Below are 22,619 nucleotides of genomic sequence, written 5' to 3' on the forward strand. Positions count from 1 at the left end.
GGGTATTGCCATGATTTCACTTGCCGATCTCCAGCGCCGCATTGAAGCTGGCGAGCTTTCGCCCGATGCCGCGATCGCCCAGTCGCATGCGGCGATCGAGGCCAGGGAGAAGGACGTTCGCGCTTTCGTTCGTCACGACAAGTCGGCGAAAGCGCAGGCCTCCGGACCGCTGCGCGGTATCGCGGTCGGCATCAAGGACATCATCGACACCGCCGATATGCCGACCGAGATGGGCTCGGAGATCTATCGAGGCTGGCAGCCGCGCGCGGATGCGGCTGTGGTGATGATGCTGAAGCGGGCGGGTGCCACCATCATCGGCAAGACCACGACCACGGCGTTCGCCTCGCGCGATCCGACGCCGACCCTCAATCCGCACAATCCCGGCCACACGCCGGGAGGTTCGTCCTCGGGATCGGCGGCCGCGGTCGGCGCCGGCATGATCCCGCTGGCGCTGGGCACCCAGACCGGGGGCTCGGTGATCCGGCCTGCCGCCTATTGCGGAGCTGCTGCGATCAAGCCGTCGTTCCGGATGCTGCCGACGGTCGGTGTGAAATGCTATTCGTGGGCGCTCGACACGGTCGGCCTGTTCGGATCGCGCGCGGAAGATCTCGCGCGCGGACTTTTGGGAATGACCGGCCGCACCGAGTTCTCCGGCATCGTCGCGGCGAAGTCGCCGCGCATCGGCGTGGTCAGGCAGGAGTTTGCCGACGCCGTCGAGCCGGCGGCAGAGGAGGGCTTGCTGGCCGCGATCAAGGCGGCCGAGAAGGCGGGGGCCAGCGTGCAGATTGTCGATCTGCCTGAAGCGGTCAAGGAAGCCTGGCGCATCCATCCCATCATCCAGGATTTTGAGGCGCATCGCGCGCTCGCCTGGGAGTTTGACCAGCACCATGACGAGATCGCGCCGCTGCTGCGCGCCAGTCTCGATGAGACCGTCGGACTGACACCGAAGCAGTACGACGATGCGCGCCGCATCGCCCGCCGCGGCCGTCGCGAGATGGCTGAACTGTTCGAGGGTTTCGACGTGCTGCTCACTTATTCCGCGCCGGGCACGGCGCCGGCCAAGGAGCTCGCCTCGACCGGCTCGCCCCGATACAACCGGCTGTGGACGCTGATGGGCAATCCTTGCGTCAACGTGCCGGTGATGAAGGTCGGAGGCCTGCCTGTTGGCGTGCAGGTGATCGCGCGCTTTGGCAACGATCCCGGCGCGCTCGCTGCGGCGTGGTTTTTGGAGAACGCGCTGGCGAAATCAGGCTAGCGCCGGCTCGGCCACGGGCAAAGCGCGTCGGGCTTCAGTGCCTGTCGTGCCTTGCCTGAGCCAGCGCTCGGCGGCCTCGCGGCCGCTCCTGTGCAAAGTGCGAATGAAGCCGCGGCCGAGATCGGCGGATGAGCGCTGCGCGAGCCCGTCAACGGAGTCTTCGGCCGCGATCCTTGAGAACCGCAGCGTTGGCGCCGCGTGCGCCTGCGCCCATTCGATCGCGGCGATCTCGGCCTTGAGCGCGGCGTTGGCCGCGATCTGGTCGAGACGGCGATCGATCGCGGCGAGCGTGATGGGCACGTAAGCATCGCGCGTCGGCGTGACCTGAACGAGGAGCAAGTCGGCGGTCGTCGATTGCTGCGCCAGCTTGATCAGCGGCGGATTGCCGCCGAAGCCCCCATCCCAATAGGCCTCGCCGTCGATCTCGACCGCGCAGTGCACCAGCGGCGGGCAGGTCGAGGCCAGCGCGACATCGGCGGTGATGACGTCATTGCCGAAAATCTGCAGCTCGCCGTCGCGGATTCGCGTCGCCGCGATCAGCAGCTTCGGGCATTTCGCGTCGCGCAAGGCGGCAAAATTGATGTCGCGCGAGAGCGTCTGGCGCAGCGGGTCGAGATCGAACGGATCGAACTGGCCGGAGCGCAGCGTCGCCCCGAAGGCGACGGAGCTTCCCGCCGGCGAGAAGCCGCCGACCAGCATCAGCGAGCGGAACGAGGCCTCGTGCATCAGCCGGGTCCAGAACCGGTTCAGACGATTGCGGGCGCCTTCGCGGCCGCCTTCGGCAAGGCCGCAGCCGAGCAGCAGCGCGTTGATGGCGCCGGCGCTGGCGCCGCTGACGGTGTCGAATTCGATGGACGGCTCTTCCAGCAGCCGCTCCAGCACGCCCCAAGTGAAGGCGGCAAAGGTGCCGCCGCCTTGGAGCGCCAACGAAAGTTTTCGCGGTGGCCATTGGTTCGCACGCGTTCGCACGGGTGCGGGCCTCGGTGCCACGTCGACCGTTACAGGGGCTTGCGCGATGCGAGCAGGCTGCGGCGGCGGAACGGGAGCTGGCTCTGGGGCCGGAGGCGGCGAGGGCGCATCCGACCAGACGTTGGTCAGCGAGAGCAGGCGGCTTGCCGCAGTGCCCTGCGAGCCACCACCATCATGCGTGCCGTCAATCTTCTCGCTCATTCTGAGCTACCGCGTAACGCCATGTCCACGGTCAGGATGACAGGCAAGGAACCTGACCGCCACTAGCTCCCGCGAGTCGGATGAAAGTTGCGAACAGGATTTGGCATATAATGCGGAGAGGGCGCGGCGGTATCCGTACTTTTTCCGGTCTCGGAATCGAAAGCGGGACTTAAGCCTTCTCGCCGATGCGGCCTTCTTTTCCTGATTGCAGCCGCTTGATGTTCTCGCGATGCATGTAGAACAGCAGCAGCGTCAGCACGGCGGACAGCGAGGCCAGGGCAAGGTGGCCGAACCACCACAGGAACAGCGGCGTGATGAACGCCGCCACCAGCGCCGAGAGCGAGGAGTAGCGGGTGGTGAAGGCAGTCGCCAGCCAGATCACGCAGAACACCAGCGCTGCCGGCCAGAACAGGCCGAGCAGGATGCCGATATAGACGGCGACGCCCTTGCCGCCCTTGAACTTGAGCCAGACCGGGAAGAGGTGGCCGAGGAAGGCGCCGAGTCCCGCCAGCATCGCGGCATTGGGGCCGGCGAGATAGCCCGAAATCACCACCGCCGCGGTGCCCTTGAGCGCGTCGAGCAGCAGGGTTGCCGCGGCGAGGCCCTTGCGGCCGGTGCGCAGCACGTTGGTGGCGCCGATATTGCCGGAGCCGATCGAGCGCAGATCCTGCGTGCCGGCGAGCTTGGTCAGCACCAGCCCGAATGGAATCGAGCCGAGGAGGTAGCCGATGACGAAGGCCACCGGCAGGAATGCATCAAGCCCCACGGCGGCCTCTCCATGGCTGACATAACCAGCGCCCATTAGACATGCTCGTAAACCGTTCGTCCGCCGACGATGGTCCTGATGGCGCGGCCTGTAAAGCGCGCTTCGTCGAACGGGGTGTTCTTGCAGGGTGATTTGAGGTCGGCGGGATCGACCACCCAGGGGACATCAGGGTCGATCACCACGACATCGGCCGGGCTGCCCACGCGCAGGGTTCCGCCTGCTAGACCCAGCAATTCGGCCGGCCGTGTCGACATCGCCCGGATCAGCGTCTTGAGGTCGAGCTCGTCATTGTGCACCAGCCGCAGGCCCGCCGGCAGCATGGTCTCGAGCCCGATGGCGCCGGGAGCGGCTTCCGCGAAGGGCAGACGCTTGACCTCGACGTCCTGCGGATTGTGATCGGACATGATGACGTCGACGAGGCCGGAGGCCACCGCCTCGACCAGCGCGCGGCGATCGTCCTCGCTGCGCAGCGGCGGCGACAATTTCAGGAAGGACCGGTAGGGCCCGATGTCATTCTCGTTCAGCGCAAGATGATTGATCGAGACCGAGGCGCTGACGGCAAGGCCGGCGTCGCGGGCGCGCTTCAGGATCTCGAGCGAGTCGACGCAGGACAGCGAGGCCGCGTGATAGCGGCCGCCGGTGAGCGCGACGAGGCGCATGTCGCGCTCCAGCATCACGGCCTCCGCGGCGTTCGGGATGCCCATCAGGCCGAGCCGGCTCGCGAACTCGCCTTCGTTCATCACGCCTTCGCCGACGAGGTCGGGGTCCTCGGTGTGATGCACGATCAGCGCGTCGAAATCGCGGGCGTAGGTCAGCGCGCGCCGCATCACCTGCGAATTGGTCACGCTGCGGTCGCCATCGCTGAAGGCAATCGCGCCGGCGGCCTTGAGCAGGCCGAACTCGGTCATCTCCTCGCCGCGCATGCCTTTGGTCAGCGCGGCCATCGGCTGGATGTTGACGATCGCGGTGTCGCGTGCGCGGCGCATCACGAAGTCGACGGTCGCCGAGTTGTCGATGACCGGCGACGTTTCGGGCTGGCAGATGATGGTGGTGATACCGCCGGTCGCGGCCGCCTGGCTCGCCGACGCAAAGGTTTCGCGATGGCTGAAGCCAGGCTCGCCGACAAAGGCGCGCATGTCGATCAGGCCGGGGGCCACGATCTTGCCGGAGCAGTTGACGACGTCGGTACCTTCGGGGACGCCGGCAGCACCAATGCCGCGGCGGGTCTCGCGGATGATGCCGTCGGCAATCAGGACGTCGCCGGGGCCGTCGAAATCCCTCGAGGGGTCGACGACGCGGGCGTTGGCGAGCAGGATCGGGCGGCGGTCGGTCAGCATGGGCATCACGCGTTCGGAAGGTTACGGGCGAGCGCTTCCAGCACCGCCATGCGCACGGCAACCCCCATCTCCACCTGTTCGCGGATCAGGGACTGCGCGCCGTCGGCAACCGCGGTGTCGATCTCGACGCCGCGGTTCATGGGACCCGGATGCATCACCAGCGCGTCGGGCTTGGCGTAGGCGAGCTTCTTCTGGTCGAGCCCAAAATAGTGGAAATATTCCGAGGTCGACGGCACGAAGGAGCCGTTCATGCGCTCGCGCTGCAGCCGCAGCATCATGACGATGTCAGCGCCGTTGAGGCCCTCGCGCATGTCGCGCGCGACTTCGACGCCCATCCGCTCGATGCCGGGCGGCAGCAGCGTGGAGGGGCCGACGACGCGGACGCGGGCGCCCATGGTGTTGAGCAGGATGATGTTGGAGCGGGCGACGCGCGAATGCAGCACGTCGCCGCAGATCGCGACGACGAGGCCCTCGATCCGGCCCTTGTTGCGGCGGATGGTGAGCGCGTCGAGCAGCGCCTGGGTCGGATGCTCATGCGCGCCGTCGCCGGCATTGATCACGGAACCGTCAACCTTGCGCGCCAGCAGTTCCACCGCGCCGGAGGCGTGATGGCGCACCACCAGGATATCAGGGTGCATGGCGTTCAGCGTCATCGCGGTGTCGACCAGCGTCTCGCCCTTCTTGATGGACGAGGAGGACACCGACATGTTCATGACGTCGGCGCCGAGGCGCTTGCCTGCGAGCTCGAACGAGGATTGGGTCCGGGTGGAGGCCTCGAAGAAGAGGTTCACCTGCGTCCGTCCACGCAGGACGGTGCGCTTCTTGTCAACCTGGCGGTTGAGCTCGACATATTCTTCGGACAGGTCGAGAAGGCCGGTAATGTCGGCCGCGGAAAGGCCCTCGATGCCCAGCAAATGCCGGTGGCCGAGGACGAAGGTCGATTTCGATGTCATTAAAGCGAGAGCTATAGGCGCGGATGGCGGGGGGAGCAAGGGCCAATGCCGGGGCGGGGAGTTATCCCCTGATCTGTCTGACTTCTCGCCGCAAAAAGGGCTTGGATGGCCGGGACAAGCCCGACCAGGCGATGCAGGGGCATTCCGTGAAATCAATTCGAATTGCAATTGTACTGATCGCGACCGTTTCCGCAGCCCACGCCCAGTCACTCCCCGGCGGCTTCGTCTATCTGCGCGATATCGATTCCAGCATCATCCAGGACATCCGCTATGCGACTGCGAACAATTTCGTCGGCCGTCCGCTCGCCGGCTACGGCGCCGGTGAGTGCGTGGTGAAGCGGGACGTGGGCTTGCGGCTGAAAGCGGTCCAGCAGGAACTGGCTGCGCAGAACCTGTCGCTGAAAATGTTCGACTGCTACCGGCCGGCGCGCGCCTCGCTCGACATGGTGAGATGGTCGCAGAACGGCCATGAGAGCGCAGCAGATCGACGCTATAACCCGCGGATCGCCAAGACCGAGCTGTTTCGTCTCGGCTATATCGCAAGCCGCTCGCAGCATTCGACGGGCGCGGCGCTCGACCTCACGCTGGTCGATCTGAAGGCCGACAATTCGGCCAGGATTGATCCCGCAAAATCCTACGCCGATTGCACGGCGCCGGTCGCGGCGCGGCTGCCGGAAGGCAGCGTCGACATGGGCACCGGCTATGACTGCACCGATGAGAAAGGGCATACCGCAGCACCGTCGATCTCGCCCGATCAGCGCGCCTGGCGCAAGCGGCTGGTGGCGGCGATGGCGAGGCAAGGCTTTGTGAACTATTCGAAGGAGTGGTGGCATTTTTCCCTGCCGGGGGCGGGCGGGGCGGCCTATGATTTCCCGATCCAGCCGCGGCGGAACTGATTCCGGTCCGAGACCCGTCATGACCCAGCCTGTATTCGCGACCCACGAGGTCTTCAACCAGTCGCCACCCTTTGAGGATGTCGACCTGTTTGCCGTGGACCGTCCGCTGGTCGAGGCCGTGAAGGCCAATGGTGGCGCCGCAGCGGAACGGGAGCTGTCGGAGTTCGGCAAGCATTGGGGCTCGGCGGCGATGGCCGATCGCGGGCGCGTCGCGAACGAGAACACGCCGAAGCTCCGCACCTTCGATGCCAAGGGCAACCGCCGCGACCATGTCGAGTTTCATCCTGGATATCACGAGCTGATGGCGCACAGCGCGCACGCGGGCCTGCACAATTCGACGTGGACCGCGGACGGGAAGCCTGTGGGCGACGCCGCCGAAGTCATACGTGCGGCAAAATTCTACATGGCCGCGCAAGTCGAGACCGGCCATCTCTGCCCGATCACGATGACGCGCGCCTCGGTCGCCGCGCTGGCGATGCAGCCGGACCTGCTCGGCAAGGTGATGCCGGTGCTGTCGACCAAAAGCTACGATCCGAGCTTTGCGCCGTGGTGGGACAAGCGCGGCATGACACTCGGCATGGGCATGACCGAGAAGCAGGGCGGCACCGACGTGCGCGCCAACATGACGCGCGCGGTGCGCGATGGGAATGCTTATCGCGTCACCGGCCACAAATGGTTCATGTCGGCACCGATGTGCGATGCGTTCCTGGTGCTGGCACAGGCCGAGCAGGGACTGACCTGCTTCTTCATGCCGCGCTTTGCGCCTGATGGCTCAGTCAATGCGATCCAGTTCCAGCGGCTGAAGGACAAGCTCGGCAATCGTTCGAACGCGTCGTCCGAGGTCGAGTTTGTCGGCGCCTATGCCGAACGCGTCGGCGAGGAGGGCAAGGGCATCCGCACCATCATCCAGATGGTGCAGCTGACGCGGCAGGATTGCGCGATTGCCTCTAGCGGCCTGATGCGCTCAGGCCTCGCCCATGCGTTGCATCACGCCCGTCACCGCAGCGTGTTCCAGAAGCATCTCGCCGATCAGCCCTTGATGCAGGCCGTCCTCTCCGACATGGCGCTGCATGTGGAGGCTAGCATAGCGCTGGTGATGCGGCTTTGCCGCGCTTTCGACCGCGCGCCGCATAATGCGGCGGAGGCCGCCTATATGCGGCTGTTGACGCCCGCGATCAAATACTGGACCTGCAAGAGTGCGCCGCCATTCCTTTACGAGGCGATGGAGTGCCTCGGCGGCAACGGCTATGTCGAGGACGGCATTCTGGCGCGCCATTACCGGGAGTCGCCGGTCAATGCGATCTGGGAAGGTTCGGGCAATGTGATGTGCCTCGACGTACTCCGCGCGCTCTCGCGCGAGCCGGAGGCGGCGATGGCCGTGCTGCAAACGCTGGCGGCCGAGACGAAAGGCCTGCCCGGGGCAGGCGAGGTTGTCGCCTTCATCGGCAAGACCTTCCGCCGCGCCGATGGCGAGCGCGTTGCGCGGCTGGCGGTCGAGAAGCTGGCGCTGCTGGCTGCGGCCGCTGCGCTCAACGACATGTCGCCTCACAACGCTGAACTGTTCGCCACCACCCGCCTCGCCACCAATCACGCCAGCATGTATGGCGCAGTCGAGCTCGAGGGTGGCGACGTGCGCGCGCTGCTCGGGCGGGCGCTGCCGTGAATCTTTTTGCATCCACATCTGCACCGTCATTCCGGGGCGCCCGAAGGGCGAACCCGGAATCTCGAGATTCCGGGTTCGATGCTGCGCATCGCCCCGGAATGACGGCAGTCCGTTAACGAAAGTCTCCTGATGGACTCCCTCAATCCCGACCATCCGTCGTTGACCATGACGCCGGCGCGGCCGCGCGTCTGGAAGTTCTGGGGCACGGCGTTGTGGGGCTTTTTGCTCCTTGTCGCGATGTTCGTCGGGCAGCTCGGCGCGGTCGTGTTGCTCGTGGTGGGTCGCGGTCTGTCTCTCAACCTCGCATCGATGCAGGTCGTCGGCGCCGAGCCTAAAGCGCTCGCCCTGTCGGTCATCATGGGGCTGCCCGCGACGCTTCTCGTTGCGTGGCTCGCCATTCGTATCAGGAAGGCCTCCTTCGTCGATTATCTCGCGCTGCATTGGCCGTCATGGCGGCAAATCGTGCTTGGCGCGGTCGGTCTCATCCTGATCGTGCTCGCCTGGGAAGTTGTCTCCCGCTCGCTGGGCCGCGAGGCGACGCCCGGCTTCATGACCGATCTCCTCAAATCGGGGCGCGACAAGGGCGGCGCGCTGCTGCTCCTGCTGGCGTTCAGCCTGGCCGCGCCGATGTCGGAGGAGGTGCTCGCGCGCGGATTCCTCTATCGCGGCTGGTCGGAAACCTTTCTGCGTGTGCCCGGCGCGATCGTACTGTCGTCGCTGGTGTGGACGGTGGTGCACATCCAGTACGATCTCTACTTCCTCGCCGAGGTTTTCTCGATTGGTCTGTGGTTCGGCTATATGCGTTATCGCGCGGGCTCGTTGTGGCTCACCATCGTGCTGCATGGGCTGAACAACATGACCGCGGTGGTGCTGACGACGTGGTTGGGAAGCTAGCCGAGCGCTCGCCCCACGTTCCGTCATTGCGGGCCACCGGGTCCGCGCGAAGCGCGGCCCGATGACGAGGCGTGAGAGGTGCGCTTGCGCCGACGAACTCTACGCCACCAGCGCGATCGCGATCGGCATCGTGATCGCCGCCAGGATCGTCTGCAGCGTGATGATCTGGGCCAACAGCGGCGCATCGCCACCCATTTGGCGGGCCAGCACATAGGCGCTCGGCGAGGTCGGCACCGCCGCGCAGATCGCGACGATCGCGAGGTTGGTGCCTGACAGTCCGAACCAGATGGCGAGCGCCAGTGCGAGCACCGGCATCAGGGCCAGCTTGAACGCCACGCCGATCGACGCGCCCAGGCTCGGACGGAGCAGACCCTTGAGCTGAAGGCCGGCGCCGGTGACGAGCAGGCCAATGGCGAGCGAGGAGCGGCCGAGCGCGTCAGCGACCTCGTGCCAGATCTTTGGCAGCGGCAGATGGACGACATTGATGCCCATGCCGATGACGCAGGCCCAGATCAGGGGATTGCGGATCACGGTCATGGCGATCGCGCGCGCGGATTGCTTCTCGGGCGATGCGTAATGCGCGAGCACGGCGACGCTGAACACGTTCACAAGGGGGATGATCGCGACCATGGCGACAGAGGCCAGGGCCAGGCCGACGTCGCCGTACAGATTCGCAGAGACGGACAGCGCCACATAGGTCTGCCAGCGCGTCGCTCCCTGGAAGATCGAGGTGAAGGCGGGACCGTCGATGTCGAGCCGCGACAGGGCCGGGCGCAGCGCAAGGCAGAGCAGCGACATCGCGAGTGCCGCCAGCAGCAGCGCGCCGCCGACGCCGGCGACCGGCACTTTTGAGAGATCGGCCTTCACCAGCGTCTGGATCAGCAGCATCGGGAACAGCACGAAATAGGTCAGCCGTTCCAGCCCGTGCCATTGCGTGTCGAGCCGCATCAGGCTGTGCCGGAGCACCACGCCGATCACGATGAGAATGAAGACCGGCAGCAGTGCCGCGATCACGACGACCATGGATCAGCCAGCCCCTGGGCTGGCGCGCAGATTGGCGAGCCGGTCGAGCGCGCCTTGCAGGATGAAGATCGCGGCGTGCTCGTCGATCACCTCGGCGCGCTTGGCGCGGCTGACGTCCATGCCGATCAATTCGCGCTCGACGGCCGCGGTTGACAGACGCTCGTCCCAGAGACCAATGGGGAGCGTGGTCAGATTGGCCAGATTGCGGGCGAAAGCGCGAGTCGATTGCGCGCGCGGCCCCTCGCTGCCGTCCATGTTGATGGGAAGACCGAGCACGATGCCGACCACCTTGCGTTCGGTTGCAATGGCGAGGAGGCGGGCTGCGTCCTGCTTGAATTGCTTGCGTTGAATGGTTTCGACACCGGTCGCGAGGCGGCGGTCCGGATTGGACACGGCGACACCAATGGTCTTGGTGCCGAGATCGAGGCCGATCAACCCGCCGCGTTCGGGCCAGTGGGTTGCAGCATCGATGAGAGGCAGGATAAGAGCCGGCATGGTTTAGCGCATATCACGCGGCGCGCTGCGGAGTGAACCGGGAACATGGATGCGCTGACATTATTCGGTCTGTTTGCGGTGACGGCGATGCTGGTCACTTACGCCTTCGAGGACCGCAGTCCCTGGTTCGTGCTGTTGTTCGCGGCCTCCTGTGCCCTCGGTTCGGCCTACGGCTTCCTGCAAGGGGCTTGGCCGTTCGGCCTGGTTGAGGCGATCTGGGCCGTGGTGGCATTGCGGAGGTGGTCCATCAGGCCGCGATGATTTCGTCGTCCTTGGTCAGGCAGGATACAAAGCCTTCGAGCGCGCTGGTTTGATGGCCGGCGCGCCGCTGGATGAACAGTGTCTCGACGCGCCCGTGCGAGGGGCTCAGCGCGTGCATCGTCACGCTGCCGGTCATCGCGCTGCGCTCGACCACCGCGCGGGGCAGCAACGTGACGCCCATATCGGCAGCGACGCAGCCGATCATGCCATCCAGCGTGCCGAGCTCGAAGCGCGCGGCCGAAGGCCAGCCGAATTCGACGAAGATCTGTTCGAGGCGCTGGCGATAGGTGCAGCCGGTGCGGAACACCAGGGCGGTCGGGCCCGACTCGGGCGTGCCTGCGCGCAACTCGGCAAGCGAGGCCCAGCGCCGCGCGCTGACCAGCACCAGCTCTTCCCGGAATGCGCTTGTCACGGAGAGGTCGTCATGCGCGATGGGGCCGGCGACGAAGGCGCCATCGAGCGTGCCTTCGAGCACACCGGCGACGAGATCGGCGGTCGTTGACGTGCGCAGGCTGAGGCGTACTGCCGGGAAGCGACGGTGGAAGTCGGCGAGCAGCGGCGGCAATCGCACTGCCGCGGTCGTCTCCATCGAGCCGATCGAAAGCGGTCCTTTCGGCTCGCCATCGTCGCGCGCCGCGAGCAGGGCTTCGCGCGACAGCGCGGCCATCCGATGCGCGTAGGGGAGGAGGCGCTTGCCGGCGCCTGTCAGCGCCATGCCGCGGCTGTGACGCTCGAACAATGGCGTGCCGATCTCGGCCTCCAGGGCTTTGATGCGCTGGGTGACATTGGATTGCACCGTGTTGAGCTCTTCGGCGGCGCGGGTGATGCCGCCGGTGCGGGCGACCGCGGCAAAGGTCTGGATGTCGCTCAGTTCCATGGCGTCGTTTCGCTTTTGTGATGGCAGCGTTCGCAACAATTCATTTTTCGAGAATGCTAGTTGGGCTTACTCTTCCTGTCCAGAGTGGGAGACCCCATGCCGATCGCCACGCCGTTGACGGAGCTTCTCGGGATCAAGCATCCGATCCTGTCGGCGCCCATGGATACGATCGCGGGCAGCCGGCTAACCCGTGCCGTGAGCGAGGCGGGTGGCTTCGGCATTCTGGGTGGCGGCTACGGTGACCGCGCCCGGCTTCAGTCCGAGGCCGCGGAGCTGAAGGGCTTTGCACCGTTCGGGATCGGCTTCATCACATGGAGCCTGGCAAAGCAGCCCGAGCTTCTCGACATTGCGCTCGAAGCGCACCCTCAAGCCGTCATGCTGTCGTTCGGCGATCCCGCGCCGTTCGCGCCGCGGATCAAAGTGAGTGGGGCGCGCTTGATCTGCCAGGTGCAGAACGAGGACATGGCGAAGCAGGCGCTCGATTCCGGCGCGGAGATTTTGGTCGCGCAGGGGACCGAGGCAGGCGGCCATGGCGCCTCGCGCACGACGGTCGATATCGTGCCTGCGATCGTCGATCTCGCGGCCGGGCGCATCCCAGTCGTTGCGGCCGGCGGCATTGCCGATGGTCGGGGGCTCGCAGCGATGATGATGTTAGGCGCATCCGGCGTGCTGGTCGGCACGCGTTTCTATGCGAGCGTCGAGGCCAATGGTGCCGACGCAGCCAAGGAACGCATTCGCGCGGCCGACGGCAACGGCACCGTGCGCGGCGTCGTCCCCGATTGGTCGCGAAAACTGTTCTGGCCGACGCCGTTCACTGCGCGCACGCTGGTCAACAACCATATCAAGACCTGGACCGGCCGTGAGATCGAGCTGCTGCAGCGCGCGGACGAGATTGCCAAGGACTATGCCGCGGCAAAAATGGCGGGCGATTTCGAAATTGCGGCCGTCTTTGCCGGAGAAGCGGTCGGCCTGATCCATGATATTCCACCGGCGGCCGAGATCGTGGAACGGATTGCGTCCGAGGCCGAGCAGTTGCTGGACGGCCGGCGCAATTCCATCGCGTCGCTCGCCTGAACCAAGAGAGAACAACCATGTGGCCTGACCGTCGACTGATCGATCTGTTCAAGACCGAATTCCCGATCGTGCTGGCGCCGATGGCCGGCGTGATGGATGCGGAGCTGGTGATCGCCGTGGCCGAGGGCGGCGGACTTGGCTCATTGCCGAGCGCAATGCTGTCGCCGGAGAAGGCGCGCGAGCAGGTCAACGTCATTCGCCAGCGCGTGAAGGCGCCGGTGAACATGAACTTCTTCTGCCACACGCCGATCGAGCTCACGGCGGAGGCTGAGGCGCGCTGGAAGCAGCGGCTCACTGGTTACTACACCGAGCATGGTCTCGATCCGGCGGCGCCCATCAATGCGGCCAACCGGGCGCCATTCGATGCCGCCTTCTGCGAGGTCGTCGAGGAGCTGAAGCCGGAGGTCGTCAGCTTCCATTTCGGCCTGCCGGAGCAGGCGCTGCTCAAGCGCGTCAAGGCGGCGGGCTGTCTCGTCATTTCGTCCGCCACGACCGTGCAGGAAGCGGTCTGGCTCGAGCAGCATGGCGCTGATGCCGTCATCGCACAGGGCGCCGAAGCGGGCGGCCATCGCGGCATGTTCCTGACCGAGAAGATCGCGGAGCAGCCCGGCACCTTTGCGCTGGTGCCGCAGGTCGCCGATGCCGTGAAGGTGCCTGTCATCGCCGCGGGTGGCATCGCGGACGGACGCGGCATCGCCGCGGCCTTCGCACTTGGCGCCTCCGGTGTGCAGATCGGCAGCGCCTATTTGCGCTGCCCGGAGTCCAAGGTCAGCGCGGGCGGCCGCAAGGCACTCGCCGAGGCGCGGGACGATTCCACCGTCATCACCAATGTGATGACCGGCCGCCCGGCGCGCGGTGTCCAAAACCGCCTGATGCGCGAGGCGGGCCCGATCTCGCCGGACGCGCCGCCGTTTCCCCATGCCGCGACGGCCCTGGCGCCGCTCAAGGCTGCTGCCGAGAAGCAGGGCAAGGTGGACTTTACCAATCTGTGGGCCGGGCAAGCCGTCGCCCTGGGCCGTGAGGTCCCTGCGGCCGAATTGACCCGGGATTTTGCCAAATCGGCGCTGGCCCGCATGAAAGCGCTGGCCGGCTAGGGCGCGATATGATCATCGCGCTTTAGGTTATTGTTTGCGCATGATCTTTCGGAAAACCGCTGCGCACTTTTCCGGATCATGCGCCCGCGCCGGTTGCGGCGCAAAACCGGCCTCTGCTATACGGCACATAGGTTTTGCCGTGAGAGGCCTTATATAATGTCCGTCGACGCCGCTACCGTCCGCCGCATCGCGCATCTAGCGCGCATTGCGGTTGCTGAGGACGAGGTTCCGCATCTGCAAGGCGAGCTCAACGCCATGCTCGCCTTTGTCGAGCAGCTCTCGGAGGTCAATGTCGAGGGTGTGGAGCCGATGACCTCGGTGACCCCGATGCAGATGAAGAAGCGGCAGGACGTGGTCACCGACGGCGAGATCGCCGACGATATCGTTGCCAATGCGCCGGCGACCGAAGGTCACTTCTTCCTGGTGCCCAAGGTCGTCGAATAATTCCCAGGACGCCTCCCGATGTGCATGCTTTGCGACGATGAGAAGGCCTATCAGGCCTACATGAACTACCTCGACAAAATGGAGCGGCAGGGCAAGGCTGCCGATCCCAATGTCGCCGTCAATGCCGTGCTCGACGAGCTCCAGGCCGCCGCGAATGTGGCCGAAAAAAAAGACGACCCGGCCAACGACAAGACCCTGTCTCCGTTCTTCTGCAGCCCGATCAATAAATGACCGATTTGACATCGCTGACGCTCGCCGAGGCCCGCAAGGGTCTCGCCGACAAGACTTTCACGTCACTCGAGCTGACTGACGCGCATCTTTCCGCGATCGAGAAGGCGCGCCTGCTCAACGCCTTCGTTCTGGAGACGCCCGACCAGGCGCGCAGCATGGCACGGGAGGCCGACGCCAAGCTCGCCAAGGGCGAGGCTGGCCCGCTCGCCGGCATTCCGCTCGGCATCAAGGACCTGTTCGCGACCAAGGGCGTGCGCACGACGGCCTGCTCGAAGATCCTCGGCAATTTCGTGCCGACCTATGAGTCCACGGTGACCTCGCAGCTCTGGCGCGACGGCGCCGTGATGCTCGGCAAGCTCAACAATGACGAGTTCGCGATGGGCTCGGCCAACGAGACCTCGTGCTTCGGTCCCGTCGGCAATCCCTGGCGGCGTGAGGGAAGCAATACGACGCTGGTGCCGGGCGGCTCATCCGGTGGCTCTGCGTCGGCTGTCGCCGCGCTGCTCTGCATGGGCGCGACCGCGACCGACACTGGCGGCTCGATCCGCCAGCCGGCGGCGTTCACCGCGACCGTCGGCATCAAGCCGACCTATGGCCGCTGCTCGCGCTGGGGCATCGTCGCCTTCGCGTCCTCGCTCGACCAGGCAGGCCCGATTGCGCGCAGCGTGCGAGACAGCGCAATGCTGCTGCGTTCGATGGCCGGTCATGACCCGAAGGACACCACCTCGGTCGACATCGCGGTGCCTGATTACGAGGCCGCGATCGGCAAGTCGGTGAAGGGCATGAAGATCGGCATCCCCAAGGAGTATCGTCTCGACGGCATGCCGGCCGAGATCGAGAAGCTGTGGAGCGAGGGCGCGGCCTGGCTGAAGGCGGCCGGCGCCGAGCTGGTCGAGGTGTCGCTGCCGCACACGAAGTACGCGCTGCCGGCTTACTACATTGTGGCACCCGCGGAGGCGTCCTCGAACCTCGCGCGCTATGACGGCGTCCGCTACGGCTTGCGCGAGCAGGGCAAGAGCATCACCGAGCTCTACGAGAATACCCGCGCTAGCGGCTTTGGTGCCGAGGTGCGCCGCCGCGTCATGATCGGCACCTATGTGCTCTCGGCCGGTTATTACGACGCCTATTATCTGCGGGCCCAGAAGGTGCGCACGCTGATCAAGAAGGACTTTGAGGATTGCTTCGCCAAGGGCGTGGACGCGATCCTGACGCCCGCGACCCCGTCGGCCGCCTTCGGCATCGGCGAGAAGGGCGGCGCCGACCCTGTCGAGATGTATCTCAACGACATCTTCACGGTGACCGTGAACATGGCGGGCCTGCCGGGCATCGCGGTCCCATCAGGCAAGGACGCGCAGGGCCTGCCGCTCGGGCTTCAGTTGATCGGCCGCCCGTTCGACGAGGAGACGCTGTTCTCGCTCGGCGAGGTGATCGAGCAGGCCGCCGGCCGCTTCACGCCCGCGAGGTGGTGGTGAATGTCGCCGATTTCATCGCGAGCCTCGACGGCGCGGCACCCGCGCCTGAGCTGAACGCGCCGCTCAGAGGTCTCTGGTGGGCTGCGAAAGGCGACTGGGACCAGGCGCACAAGATCGTCCAGGACGATCAGGGTCGCGACGCCGCCTGGGTGCACGCCTATCTGCACCGCGTCGAAGGTGACCTCGGAAATGCCGGCTACTGGTATCGCCAGGCTGGCCAGCCGGTCGCAATGGATTCATTGGAAGCGGAGTGGCAGCGGATCGCTGCCACGCTGCTCGGGAGCAAGACATGAGCACGGCCACGCACAAGCTTCTCAAGGGCGCCACCGGTGACTGGGAGGTGGTCATCGGCATGGAGATCCATGCCCAGGTGACATCGAACTCAAAGCTGTTCTCGGGCGCCTCCACCGCGTTCGGTGGTGAGCCGAATACGCAGGTGTCGTTGGTCGACGCCGCGATGCCGGGCATGCTCCCCGTCATCAACGAGGAATGCGTCAGGCAGGCTGTCCGGACCGGGCTTGGGCTGAACGCGAAGATCAATCTTCGCTCGGTGTTCGACCGCAAGAACTATTTCTATCCCGATCTGCCGCAGGGCTATCAGATCAGCCAATACAAGTCGCCGATCGTCGGCGAGGGTGAGGTGCTGCTCGAGCTCGAGGGCGGCAAGACCGCCACCGTCGGCATCGAGCGGCTGCATTTGGAGCAGGACCCGGCGAAAATGCTGCACGACAAGTTGCCGTCGCAGTCATTGATCGATCTCAATCGCTGCGGCGTCGCGCTGATGGAAATTGTCTCCAAGCCTGATATCCGCGATGCCGAGCAGGCCAAGGCCTATGTCACCAAGCTGCGCTCGATCCTGCGCTATCTCGGCACCTGCGACGGCGACATGGAGAAGGGGTCTCTGCGCGCTGACGTCAACGTCTCCGTGCGCAAGCCGGGCGCGCCGCTTGGCACCCGCTGCGAGATCAAGAACCTGAACTCGATCAACTTCATCGGTCAGGCGATCGAGTACGAGGCGCGGCGCCAGATCGAGATCATCGAGGACGGCGGCAAGATCGACCAGGAGACGCGCCTGTTCGACGCCAACAAGGGCGAAACGCGCGCGCTGCGCTCCAAGGAGGAGGCACACGACTACCGCTACTTCCCCGATCCGGATCTGTTGCCGCTGGAGTTCAGTCAGAGCTTCGTCGACGAGCTGAAGGCGAAGCTGCCGGAGCTGCCGGACCAGAAGAAGGCGCGCTTTGTCGCAGACTTCGGCCTGTCGGCCTATGATGCGAGCGTGCTGGTGGCCGAGCGCGAGAGCGCGATGTTCTACGAGACGGTGCTCGACAGGCTCGCCAACCGCGTTCGCGACGCCAAGATGGCGGCGAACTGGGTGATCAACGAGCTGTTCGGCCGTCTCAACAAGGAAGGCCGGGATATTACGGGCTCTCCAGTGTCATCCGAGCAGCTCGCGGCGATCATCGACCTGATCGGCGAGGGCACGATCAGCGGCAAGATCGCCAAGGATCTTTTCGAGATCGTCTGGCAGGAGGGCGGAGACCCGCGCGCGCTGGTCGAAAGCCGCGGCATGAAGCAGGTGACGGATCTTTCGGCGATCGAAAAGGTTGTCGACGACATCATCGCAGCCAATCCCGACAAGGCCGCGCAGGTGAAGGACAAGCCGCAGTCGCTGGGCTGGTTCGTCGGCCAGGTGATGAAGTCATCAGGCGGCAAGGCCAACCCGCAGGCGGTCAACGAGCTGCTGAAGTCCAAGCTCGGCGTCTGATCTCGCGCGATCGGACGAGGTGACGACATGCTTCGTCACCTCGCGATGCGACGCACGCACGCGTCATCGACGGCAAGCATCATCCCATTCGAGCGCGCAGCTCCACCGAATCGCAGTCCGCGCGATTCGCTCAAAACGGCGACTTGCACACGCTCAGACGAGCGCTTCCGCCGTTAAGCATGAAAATAATTTCGTTGCCAAAAAACGCGACTCAGAGTCCGCGACTCTGCCTTGCGAGGCAATCGTGCGCGTTGTCGCGCGCTTCATCGCATCGATCGCGCGCGATGTGCGCGCGCAGAATCTTACTTGCTGCATAGTGTTTTCTTGCAATCGCAGTGCTCGACAACGTCGATGCTGCGCGACGCATTTGCAATCGTAGACGCGTGTTGCCGCTGATCGGCAAATCAAGCGCGGCTGGCGCACGGGCGCTGCGTCGTCAACACTTCCTTAAGTGAGAAGATGTTTTTTTCGTCGTGTTGGTGTATTCGGAATGAGTGTGCACTCGATCCCCGAATGCATGCAGCGATTAAAGCCATCTCACACATCGGAGGGCAACATGGCCAAGAAAGCGAAGAAGGCGAAGAAGGCGAAGAGCGCAGTGAAGAAGACTGCGAAGAAGACCCGCAAGGTCGCGAAGAAGAAGAAGTAACTTCGACTTCTGAAGTTGCCGGCTCCTAGCAGCCGGCACGTCATCAGCGCCTCCTAGAGGTTCTGGTCGACGATAGAGGGTGTCGGCGAGACATCAGGTCAACGGTCGGATCGTTCGACTTTACGGTCCGGCAGAAGAAACAGAGTTTTCTTCGTTCGGTGCGGGTCTCCTTCAAAAGAGCTCCGCAATTCCACAAGCGGCCTTCGGGCCCATTTGGAATCTGGTCCTGACGTGTTCGCCGACGCCCTCGTTCCCTGAGGCCGGGGTATTGCCGGCAATCCCTTTCCCGACATTGTTGACCTGACCGCGGTGCCGTCGCTTTGCGTGGCTGGCCGTCGAGGCTTGGCCCGCCGGCATGATTGCGAGCGGGCCTTGGTGCGAGGCGGCCTTTCCCGCGCGTCGCCTCCCCACAGGATGTAACCACCGTACTGATGTCTCCGTGCGCGATGGTTATCGATGTCCGAAAATCACAGGGTAAACGTATCCTGAGGAATCGCAGAAGTGCCTGCAAATCGGGGACTTCTTGAAGTTCCCGCGCGCCGGGCGCGGCCCCGCGTTTACGTCTGCTTCATCGCGATACTTAAACTGCCATTCAAATTTGCCCGCCATCATCTCCTCCAACAAGCCGGCAAACGGCAATGGGGATGAGTTGAACAACGCGCGGTCCAGAAGGATCACGCTGATCAGAGTGGGACGGGAGCCGCGCTCGGGGGATTCGAGGCGGCCATAAGAAAAAGGGGATGCGTTATGTTTCAGGGTACTTTCGATCTCGATACGGCGACGCCAATCGATGCAAGCGCGCTGTCGGACGTTCTGTTCGAGCGCGGAATCTACTGGGCGAGCGGTCGCGCGGGCCTGGTCGACCTCGTTGCCGCGCATAAATGGTTCAACCTCGCCGCCCTGAAGGGCCGCAAGGACGCCGTGGCGCTGCGCCAGGAAGTGGCCGGCCAGATGTCGGAAGCCGAGATCTCGGCCGCGCAGCGCGACGCAAGGGCCTGGGTGTCCGCCCATTGAGCCATCTCCGTCCTAGGGAACGGGGACGGCGCCGTTGACCTTGTTTCTGACGGCGAGGCGGAACGAGACCGCCCGTTCGCGCTCCATCAGCGGAGCGCTAGCCCGAGACGCGCGAGACACCTGCCGCTGGCTTTCAGCGGTACGATCAGGTCGCGGGTCATTTGAATTGGGTGGCGGAGAGAGAGGGATTCGAACCCTCGATACAGCTTGAGACCGTATGACGCTTTAGCAAAGCGTTGCCTTCAGCCACTCGGCCACCTCTCCGGTGCGAGCCTTATGCATCTATTTGCTTGGGCTGGTCAATTTCGAAGCGCGTGTTTGGGCCCGAATTTTCCCAGCGATTTTTGCAACCCATGCATCTGAAGCGCCGCCATGCCCGTTCCTGCTCCAAAGGGAGCTCGGGGGAGGGCTGGGGTCAGTTCAGAAAGCTAAATCAAAACAATACGATAAGGATGCCCTGGCGGCTGCTTGTGCTGTTTGTGCAACACTGACCGAAATCGGCGCCTGTGAGGCTTCAATATCTTTGACAAATGGATCGGAGGAGGCCCGCTATTCCACGCTGCCAGCGCCGCGGCGCAAATCGGCCTCGATCTGCAGGCGCGTGCCACCGCCGAAGCGGGCGCGGTAGACCTGAAGATTCTCCATGATCCGCTGCACATAGTTGCGCGTCTCGGAGAACGGGATCAGCTCGACCCAGTCGACTGCGTCGACCTTGGGGTCGCGCGGGTCGCCATAGCGGTCGATCCATTTCTTCACGCTGCCGCGACCGGCATTGTAGGCCGCAAAGGTCATGATGTAGGAGCCGCGATAATCCTCAAGCAGGCCGCCGAGCTCGGCCGCGCCGAGCGTGGCGTTGTAGGACGAGTCGTTCTTCAGCCGCGACAGGTCATAGGTTGCGCCGTGCCGCTTGCAGACATAGCGCGCGGCATCGGGGGTGACCTGCATCAGGCCATAGGCCTGGGCCGGCGAGACCACGGCCGGATTGAACGCGCTTTCCTGCCGCGCGATGGCGTAGACGATGCTCCGCTCGACCTCGGGACCGATCTGGCTGAACTGCGGAATGCCGTTGACGGGGTAGGCATAGAAGTCGAACGGCAGCCCGCGATTGAGCGCGGCCTTGCCGAGCAGCAGCATGCCGCGCGCGTCGCTATAACGCTGGGTCAGCTCGCCGAGGCCGGTCAGCGCTTCGGGATCGCCGTTCTCGCCCATGTCGGCGAGAAGAGGCACCGCGAGCTCGCGCTCGTCGAGCTCGTAGAGCAATTGCGCCGCGCGCACGATCTCGAGCCGCTCGGCGCCACGGCCGCGCGGCTGGCTGTTCAGCTCGATCTGCGGCAGGCCGAGCTTGGCGCGCGCAAGCTGTCCGTAATAGCTGGTCGATTGCTCGGCGGCGCGGGCATAGGCGTTGCGCGCCTCCTGCTGGCGGCCCGCGGCTTCCGCCGCGCGGCCTTGCCAGTAACCGGCGCGCGCCAGCGTGGTCGGATTGACGCTGCCGACGCCGATACGGGCAAAGTGTTGGGCGGCAGCGGCGGGATCGTTGAGGAAGCGCAGCGCGATCCAGCCGGCGGTGAACTCCTGCTCGGTCTTGTAGATGTCGCGCGAGGGCAGCGCCGCATCGCGCGCGATCAGATAGGCGCTGCGGAAGTCCTCGGTGTCGATCATCTTGCGGGCCAGCAGGCGCCGCTCGATCCACCATTCATCGAGATTGTAGAGCCGGTTCGGATCCTTCGGCGCCGACAGCATCAGCTGGGCTGCTTCGGGAAACTTCTCTTCGCGGCGCAGAAGCTGGATCTTGCTGAAAATGAAGCCGGGATCGCTGTGCAGCTCGCGCGGCACCTCTTCGAGCAGCGCGCGCGTGTTCGGGGCTTTCTTGAAGGAGGCGATACGGGCTTTCGCGAGCGCGACGTAGCCGGCGCCGAGGCGCCTTGCGGCGCGCATCGCCGCCTCGTGCTCGCTGCCGTAAAGCAGCGTGTCCATCCGCGCCTTCTGGTCGCCGGGCGTCAGCAGCGCGCCGAACTGGTCGAGCGCGTTGTTCTCGGTGTCTTCCGACATCGGATCGTTGCGCCAGGCCTCGCGCACCAGCCGCTCGGCATTGGCGCGGTCGCCGCGCGCCAGCATCGCCTTGGCGAGCACGAAGCGGCCCTTGGCCGAAACAGGGGATTCGTTCTCGAACCACGACCAGCCAACGGAGTCGTCGCGCCTGTCGTCCCACATCGCGGCCTCGAGGCGCCGGCGCAGGAAAGTCTGCGACGGCCAGCTCGGATTGGCGGAGAGGAAGGCGCGGTAACGCTCGACGCTTGCGCCATTGTCTTCGCTGCGCAGGATGATCCATTCGGCGAGCTTTCGCGCGACCGGATCGGAAATCGAATCTGCGTAGCTGGTGGCATCGCCCGGCTTGCGCTTGCGCACGAGCTCGATGACGTTCTCCAGCGTGTCCTTGTCGGCCTGCGACGTCGACGAGGTCGCGGCGACCGCGGCCGGCGTCACCGGCTTGCGCGGCGCGGCGTGCTGGCGGGTCGCGGGCGCCAGCATGGGGGTTGCGACAGGTCTGCCGGCGGCGGAGGGCGAGGCTGTAGGTCTCACGGTCGCCGTCACCGCGGGCGCCGTCTGAGGCGCCGACGCGTTGGAGGCAGGTCGTGACTTTGGCGCGGAGGTCGCTGCTGCCGGTTTCGGCTTGTCCTTCGCGGCGTCCTTGCCGGCAGGCTTCTTCGCCGCATCCTTGGCCGTCGCCGGAGCTGCTCCCTTGCTTGCACCCTTGGTGGCGTCCTTGCTTGCGCCCTTGGAGGCGTCCTTGCTTGCGCCCTTGGAGGTGTCCTTGCCTGCGCCCTTGGAGGTCTCCTTGGCCGCCCCCTTCGCCGTGTCCTTCGCAGGCGGCTTGGCTGCTGGCCTTGCGATTCCCTTTGCCGCAGGCTTGGCGGGTTCCTTCGCACCGTCCTCGGTCGTCTCGCTGGATTTGGCCAGGGCGACACAACCGATCGACAGGCCGGCCATCAGGCACAGCGCCAGTCCGGCTGATCGCCATGCAGTACGGGATAAGAAGGTCACGGCGGTTCGTCGCCCCGAATCAGTCAATTGGCTCAAGACCTATCTGTACAAGATCTGGCTGTATTTGATTGAATATGCGGACAAAATACCAACAGCCGCTTACCGCCGCCGGGTTTGCACCACCACCGCGGCAAAATCGCGGCTTAAACGGTGCGTCACGCGGATGCAGGCCTTTTACGGGCGGGTGAGACCCGATAAGAAAGGGGCTTGCTCTAAATCACGCCGCGTACGGAGGAAGTCC

The 22,619-nt window shown here is 65.1% G+C and carries 21 protein-coding genes and 1 tRNA gene; 13 read left to right on the forward strand and 9 right to left on the reverse strand.

What is annotated here, in order from left to right; all coding sequences use genetic code 11:
- Window positions 1-10 precede the first annotated feature (10 nt).
- A complete protein-coding gene (locus L6639_RS12040) occupies window positions 11-1,255 on the forward strand; it encodes an amidase (RefSeq protein ID WP_237861650.1) in 1,245 nt (414 codons plus the stop codon).
- Here L6639_RS12040 and L6639_RS12045 read toward each other — a convergent pair.
- From L6639_RS12045 to L6639_RS12060, 4 genes are all read right to left on the reverse strand, one after another.
- Window positions 1,247-2,425: a patatin-like phospholipase family protein gene (locus L6639_RS12045; RefSeq protein ID WP_237861652.1), complete on the reverse strand. Its 1,179-nt coding sequence runs from the start codon at window positions 2,423-2,425 to the stop codon at window positions 1,247-1,249. The two genes, L6639_RS12040 and L6639_RS12045, sit on opposite strands and share 9 nt — an antisense overlap.
- A gap of 169 nt (window positions 2,426-2,594) precedes the next feature.
- Entirely contained in the window at window positions 2,595-3,191 is a 597-nt protein-coding gene (gene plsY, locus L6639_RS12050; RefSeq protein WP_237861654.1) for a glycerol-3-phosphate 1-O-acyltransferase PlsY, read from the reverse strand.
- Between the two features lie 35 nt (window positions 3,192-3,226).
- Entirely contained in the window at window positions 3,227-4,528 is a 1,302-nt protein-coding gene (locus L6639_RS12055; protein ID WP_237862555.1) for a dihydroorotase, read from the reverse strand.
- A gap of 5 nt (window positions 4,529-4,533) precedes the next feature.
- Window positions 4,534-5,481, reverse strand: coding sequence for an aspartate carbamoyltransferase catalytic subunit (locus tag L6639_RS12060; protein WP_143845774.1), 948 nt, complete (start codon window positions 5,479-5,481; stop codon window positions 4,534-4,536).
- A 131-nt stretch (window positions 5,482-5,612) separates the two neighbouring features.
- On the opposite strand from L6639_RS12060, the gene L6639_RS12065 reads away from it, so the two are divergent.
- The 3 genes from L6639_RS12065 (at window position 5,613) to L6639_RS12075 (ending at window position 8,934) form a co-directional block, all read left to right on the forward strand.
- Complete coding sequence (locus L6639_RS12065) at window positions 5,613-6,377, forward strand: M15 family metallopeptidase (RefSeq protein ID WP_237862556.1); 765 nt, start codon at window positions 5,613-5,615, stop codon at window positions 6,375-6,377.
- 19 nt (window positions 6,378-6,396) lie between these two features.
- Window positions 6,397-8,040, forward strand: a complete 1,644-nt coding sequence (locus L6639_RS12070; protein WP_237861656.1) for an acyl-CoA dehydrogenase family protein — start codon at window positions 6,397-6,399, stop codon at window positions 8,038-8,040.
- 129 nt (window positions 8,041-8,169) lie between these two features.
- The gene (locus L6639_RS12075) at window positions 8,170-8,934 is read left to right on the forward strand and encodes a CPBP family intramembrane glutamic endopeptidase (RefSeq protein WP_237861657.1); all 765 of its coding nucleotides are present in this window, start codon (window positions 8,170-8,172) and stop codon (window positions 8,932-8,934) included.
- 99 nt (window positions 8,935-9,033) lie between these two features.
- Here L6639_RS12075 and L6639_RS12080 read toward each other — a convergent pair whose 3' ends face one another.
- Window positions 9,034-9,957: an AEC family transporter gene (locus L6639_RS12080; RefSeq protein ID WP_237861658.1), complete on the reverse strand. Its 924-nt coding sequence runs from the start codon at window positions 9,955-9,957 to the stop codon at window positions 9,034-9,036.
- A 3-nt stretch (window positions 9,958-9,960) separates the two neighbouring features.
- Window positions 9,961-10,452 (reverse strand): Holliday junction resolvase RuvX, encoded by a 492-nt coding sequence (gene ruvX / locus L6639_RS12085; RefSeq protein WP_237861659.1) that lies wholly within the window; start codon window positions 10,450-10,452, stop codon window positions 9,961-9,963.
- Window positions 10,453-10,497: 45 nt separating this feature from the next.
- Between ruvX and L6639_RS12090 the strand changes: the two genes are divergently transcribed.
- A complete protein-coding gene (locus L6639_RS12090; protein ID WP_237861660.1) occupies window positions 10,498-10,713 on the forward strand; it encodes a hypothetical protein in 216 nt (71 codons plus the stop codon).
- Here L6639_RS12090 and L6639_RS12095 read toward each other — a convergent pair.
- Entirely contained in the window at window positions 10,700-11,590 is an 891-nt protein-coding gene (locus L6639_RS12095) for a LysR family transcriptional regulator (RefSeq protein ID WP_237861661.1), read from the reverse strand. The genes L6639_RS12090 and L6639_RS12095 overlap by 14 nt on opposite strands.
- Before the next feature lie 96 nt (window positions 11,591-11,686).
- Here L6639_RS12095 and L6639_RS12100 point away from each other — a divergent pair, with 96 nt between their 5' ends.
- The 8 genes from L6639_RS12100 to L6639_RS12135 all read left to right on the forward strand — a co-directional run bounded on the left by L6639_RS12100 (window position 11,687) and on the right by L6639_RS12135 (window position 19,336).
- Window positions 11,687-12,664 (forward strand): NAD(P)H-dependent flavin oxidoreductase, encoded by a 978-nt coding sequence (locus tag L6639_RS12100; RefSeq protein WP_237861662.1) that lies wholly within the window; start codon window positions 11,687-11,689, stop codon window positions 12,662-12,664.
- Between the two features lie 17 nt (window positions 12,665-12,681).
- A complete protein-coding gene (locus L6639_RS12105) occupies window positions 12,682-13,758 on the forward strand; it encodes an NAD(P)H-dependent flavin oxidoreductase (protein WP_237861664.1) in 1,077 nt (358 codons plus the stop codon).
- 156 nt (window positions 13,759-13,914) lie between these two features.
- Window positions 13,915-14,202: an Asp-tRNA(Asn)/Glu-tRNA(Gln) amidotransferase subunit GatC gene (gene gatC / locus L6639_RS12110; RefSeq protein WP_237861665.1), complete on the forward strand. Its 288-nt coding sequence runs from the start codon at window positions 13,915-13,917 to the stop codon at window positions 14,200-14,202.
- Between the two features lie 18 nt (window positions 14,203-14,220).
- Window positions 14,221-14,433, forward strand: coding sequence for a hypothetical protein (locus L6639_RS12115; RefSeq protein WP_237861667.1), 213 nt, complete (start codon window positions 14,221-14,223; stop codon window positions 14,431-14,433).
- The gene (gatA, locus tag L6639_RS12120; RefSeq protein ID WP_237861669.1) at window positions 14,430-15,905 is read left to right on the forward strand and encodes an Asp-tRNA(Asn)/Glu-tRNA(Gln) amidotransferase subunit GatA; all 1,476 of its coding nucleotides are present in this window, start codon (window positions 14,430-14,432) and stop codon (window positions 15,903-15,905) included. The genes L6639_RS12115 and gatA overlap by 4 nt, the downstream gene beginning before the upstream one ends.
- Window positions 15,896-16,198, forward strand: a complete 303-nt coding sequence (locus L6639_RS12125) for a hypothetical protein (RefSeq protein WP_237861671.1) — start codon at window positions 15,896-15,898, stop codon at window positions 16,196-16,198. The genes gatA and L6639_RS12125 overlap by 10 nt, the downstream gene beginning before the upstream one ends.
- On the forward strand, window positions 16,195-17,673 hold the full coding sequence (gene gatB, locus L6639_RS12130; RefSeq protein WP_237861672.1) for an Asp-tRNA(Asn)/Glu-tRNA(Gln) amidotransferase subunit GatB: 1,479 nt from the start codon (window positions 16,195-16,197) through the stop codon (window positions 17,671-17,673). The genes L6639_RS12125 and gatB overlap by 4 nt, the downstream gene beginning before the upstream one ends.
- A 1,396-nt stretch (window positions 17,674-19,069) precedes the next feature.
- Window positions 19,070-19,336, forward strand: coding sequence for a hypothetical protein (locus tag L6639_RS12135; protein WP_237861674.1), 267 nt, complete (start codon window positions 19,070-19,072; stop codon window positions 19,334-19,336).
- Between the two features lie 171 nt (window positions 19,337-19,507).
- On the opposite strand, the gene L6639_RS12140 is transcribed toward L6639_RS12135, so the two are convergent.
- Window positions 19,508-19,600, reverse strand: a tRNA-Ser gene (locus tag L6639_RS12140).
- A gap of 285 nt (window positions 19,601-19,885) precedes the next feature.
- The gene (locus L6639_RS12145; RefSeq protein WP_237862557.1) at window positions 19,886-22,324 is read right to left on the reverse strand and encodes a lytic transglycosylase domain-containing protein; all 2,439 of its coding nucleotides are present in this window, start codon (window positions 22,322-22,324) and stop codon (window positions 19,886-19,888) included.
- Window positions 22,325-22,619 lie beyond the last annotated feature (295 nt).

Source organism: Bradyrhizobium zhengyangense, from assembly GCF_022012555.1.
Lineage (GTDB): Bacteria > Pseudomonadota > Alphaproteobacteria > Rhizobiales > Xanthobacteraceae > Bradyrhizobium > Bradyrhizobium zhengyangense.

Excerpts from the sequence above, each read along its gene's own strand:
- L6639_RS12040 (WP_237861650.1), top strand. The coding sequence starts at position 11 with ATGATTTCACTTGCCGATCTCCAGCGCCGCATTGAAGCTGGCGAGCTT.
- L6639_RS12045 (WP_237861652.1), bottom strand. The coding sequence starts at position 2,425 with ATGAGCGAGAAGATTGACGGCACGCATGATGGTGGTGGCTCGCAGGGC.
- L6639_RS12055 (WP_237862555.1), bottom strand. The coding sequence starts at position 4,528 with ATGCTGACCGACCGCCGCCCGATCCTGCTCGCCAACGCCCGCGTCGTC.
- L6639_RS12060 (WP_143845774.1), bottom strand. The coding sequence starts at position 5,481 with ATGACATCGAAATCGACCTTCGTCCTCGGCCACCGGCATTTGCTGGGC.
- L6639_RS12065 (WP_237862556.1), top strand. The coding sequence starts at position 5,613 with ATGCAGGGGCATTCCGTGAAATCAATTCGAATTGCAATTGTACTGATC.
- L6639_RS12070 (WP_237861656.1), top strand. The coding sequence starts at position 6,397 with ATGACCCAGCCTGTATTCGCGACCCACGAGGTCTTCAACCAGTCGCCA.
- L6639_RS12075 (WP_237861657.1), top strand. The coding sequence starts at position 8,170 with ATGGACTCCCTCAATCCCGACCATCCGTCGTTGACCATGACGCCGGCG.
- L6639_RS12080 (WP_237861658.1), bottom strand. The coding sequence starts at position 9,957 with ATGGTCGTCGTGATCGCGGCACTGCTGCCGGTCTTCATTCTCATCGTG.
- ruvX (WP_237861659.1), bottom strand. The coding sequence starts at position 10,452 with ATGCCGGCTCTTATCCTGCCTCTCATCGATGCTGCAACCCACTGGCCC.
- L6639_RS12090 (WP_237861660.1), top strand. The coding sequence starts at position 10,498 with ATGGATGCGCTGACATTATTCGGTCTGTTTGCGGTGACGGCGATGCTG.
- L6639_RS12095 (WP_237861661.1), bottom strand. The coding sequence starts at position 11,590 with ATGGAACTGAGCGACATCCAGACCTTTGCCGCGGTCGCCCGCACCGGC.
- L6639_RS12100 (WP_237861662.1), top strand. The coding sequence starts at position 11,687 with ATGCCGATCGCCACGCCGTTGACGGAGCTTCTCGGGATCAAGCATCCG.
- L6639_RS12105 (WP_237861664.1), top strand. The coding sequence starts at position 12,682 with ATGTGGCCTGACCGTCGACTGATCGATCTGTTCAAGACCGAATTCCCG.
- gatC (WP_237861665.1), top strand. The coding sequence starts at position 13,915 with ATGTCCGTCGACGCCGCTACCGTCCGCCGCATCGCGCATCTAGCGCGC.
- L6639_RS12115 (WP_237861667.1), top strand. The coding sequence starts at position 14,221 with ATGTGCATGCTTTGCGACGATGAGAAGGCCTATCAGGCCTACATGAAC.
- gatA (WP_237861669.1), top strand. The coding sequence starts at position 14,430 with ATGACCGATTTGACATCGCTGACGCTCGCCGAGGCCCGCAAGGGTCTC.
- gatB (WP_237861672.1), top strand. The coding sequence starts at position 16,195 with ATGAGCACGGCCACGCACAAGCTTCTCAAGGGCGCCACCGGTGACTGG.
- L6639_RS12135 (WP_237861674.1), top strand. The coding sequence starts at position 19,070 with ATGTTTCAGGGTACTTTCGATCTCGATACGGCGACGCCAATCGATGCA.
- L6639_RS12145 (WP_237862557.1), bottom strand. The coding sequence starts at position 22,324 with ATGGCCGGCCTGTCGATCGGTTGTGTCGCCCTGGCCAAATCCAGCGAG.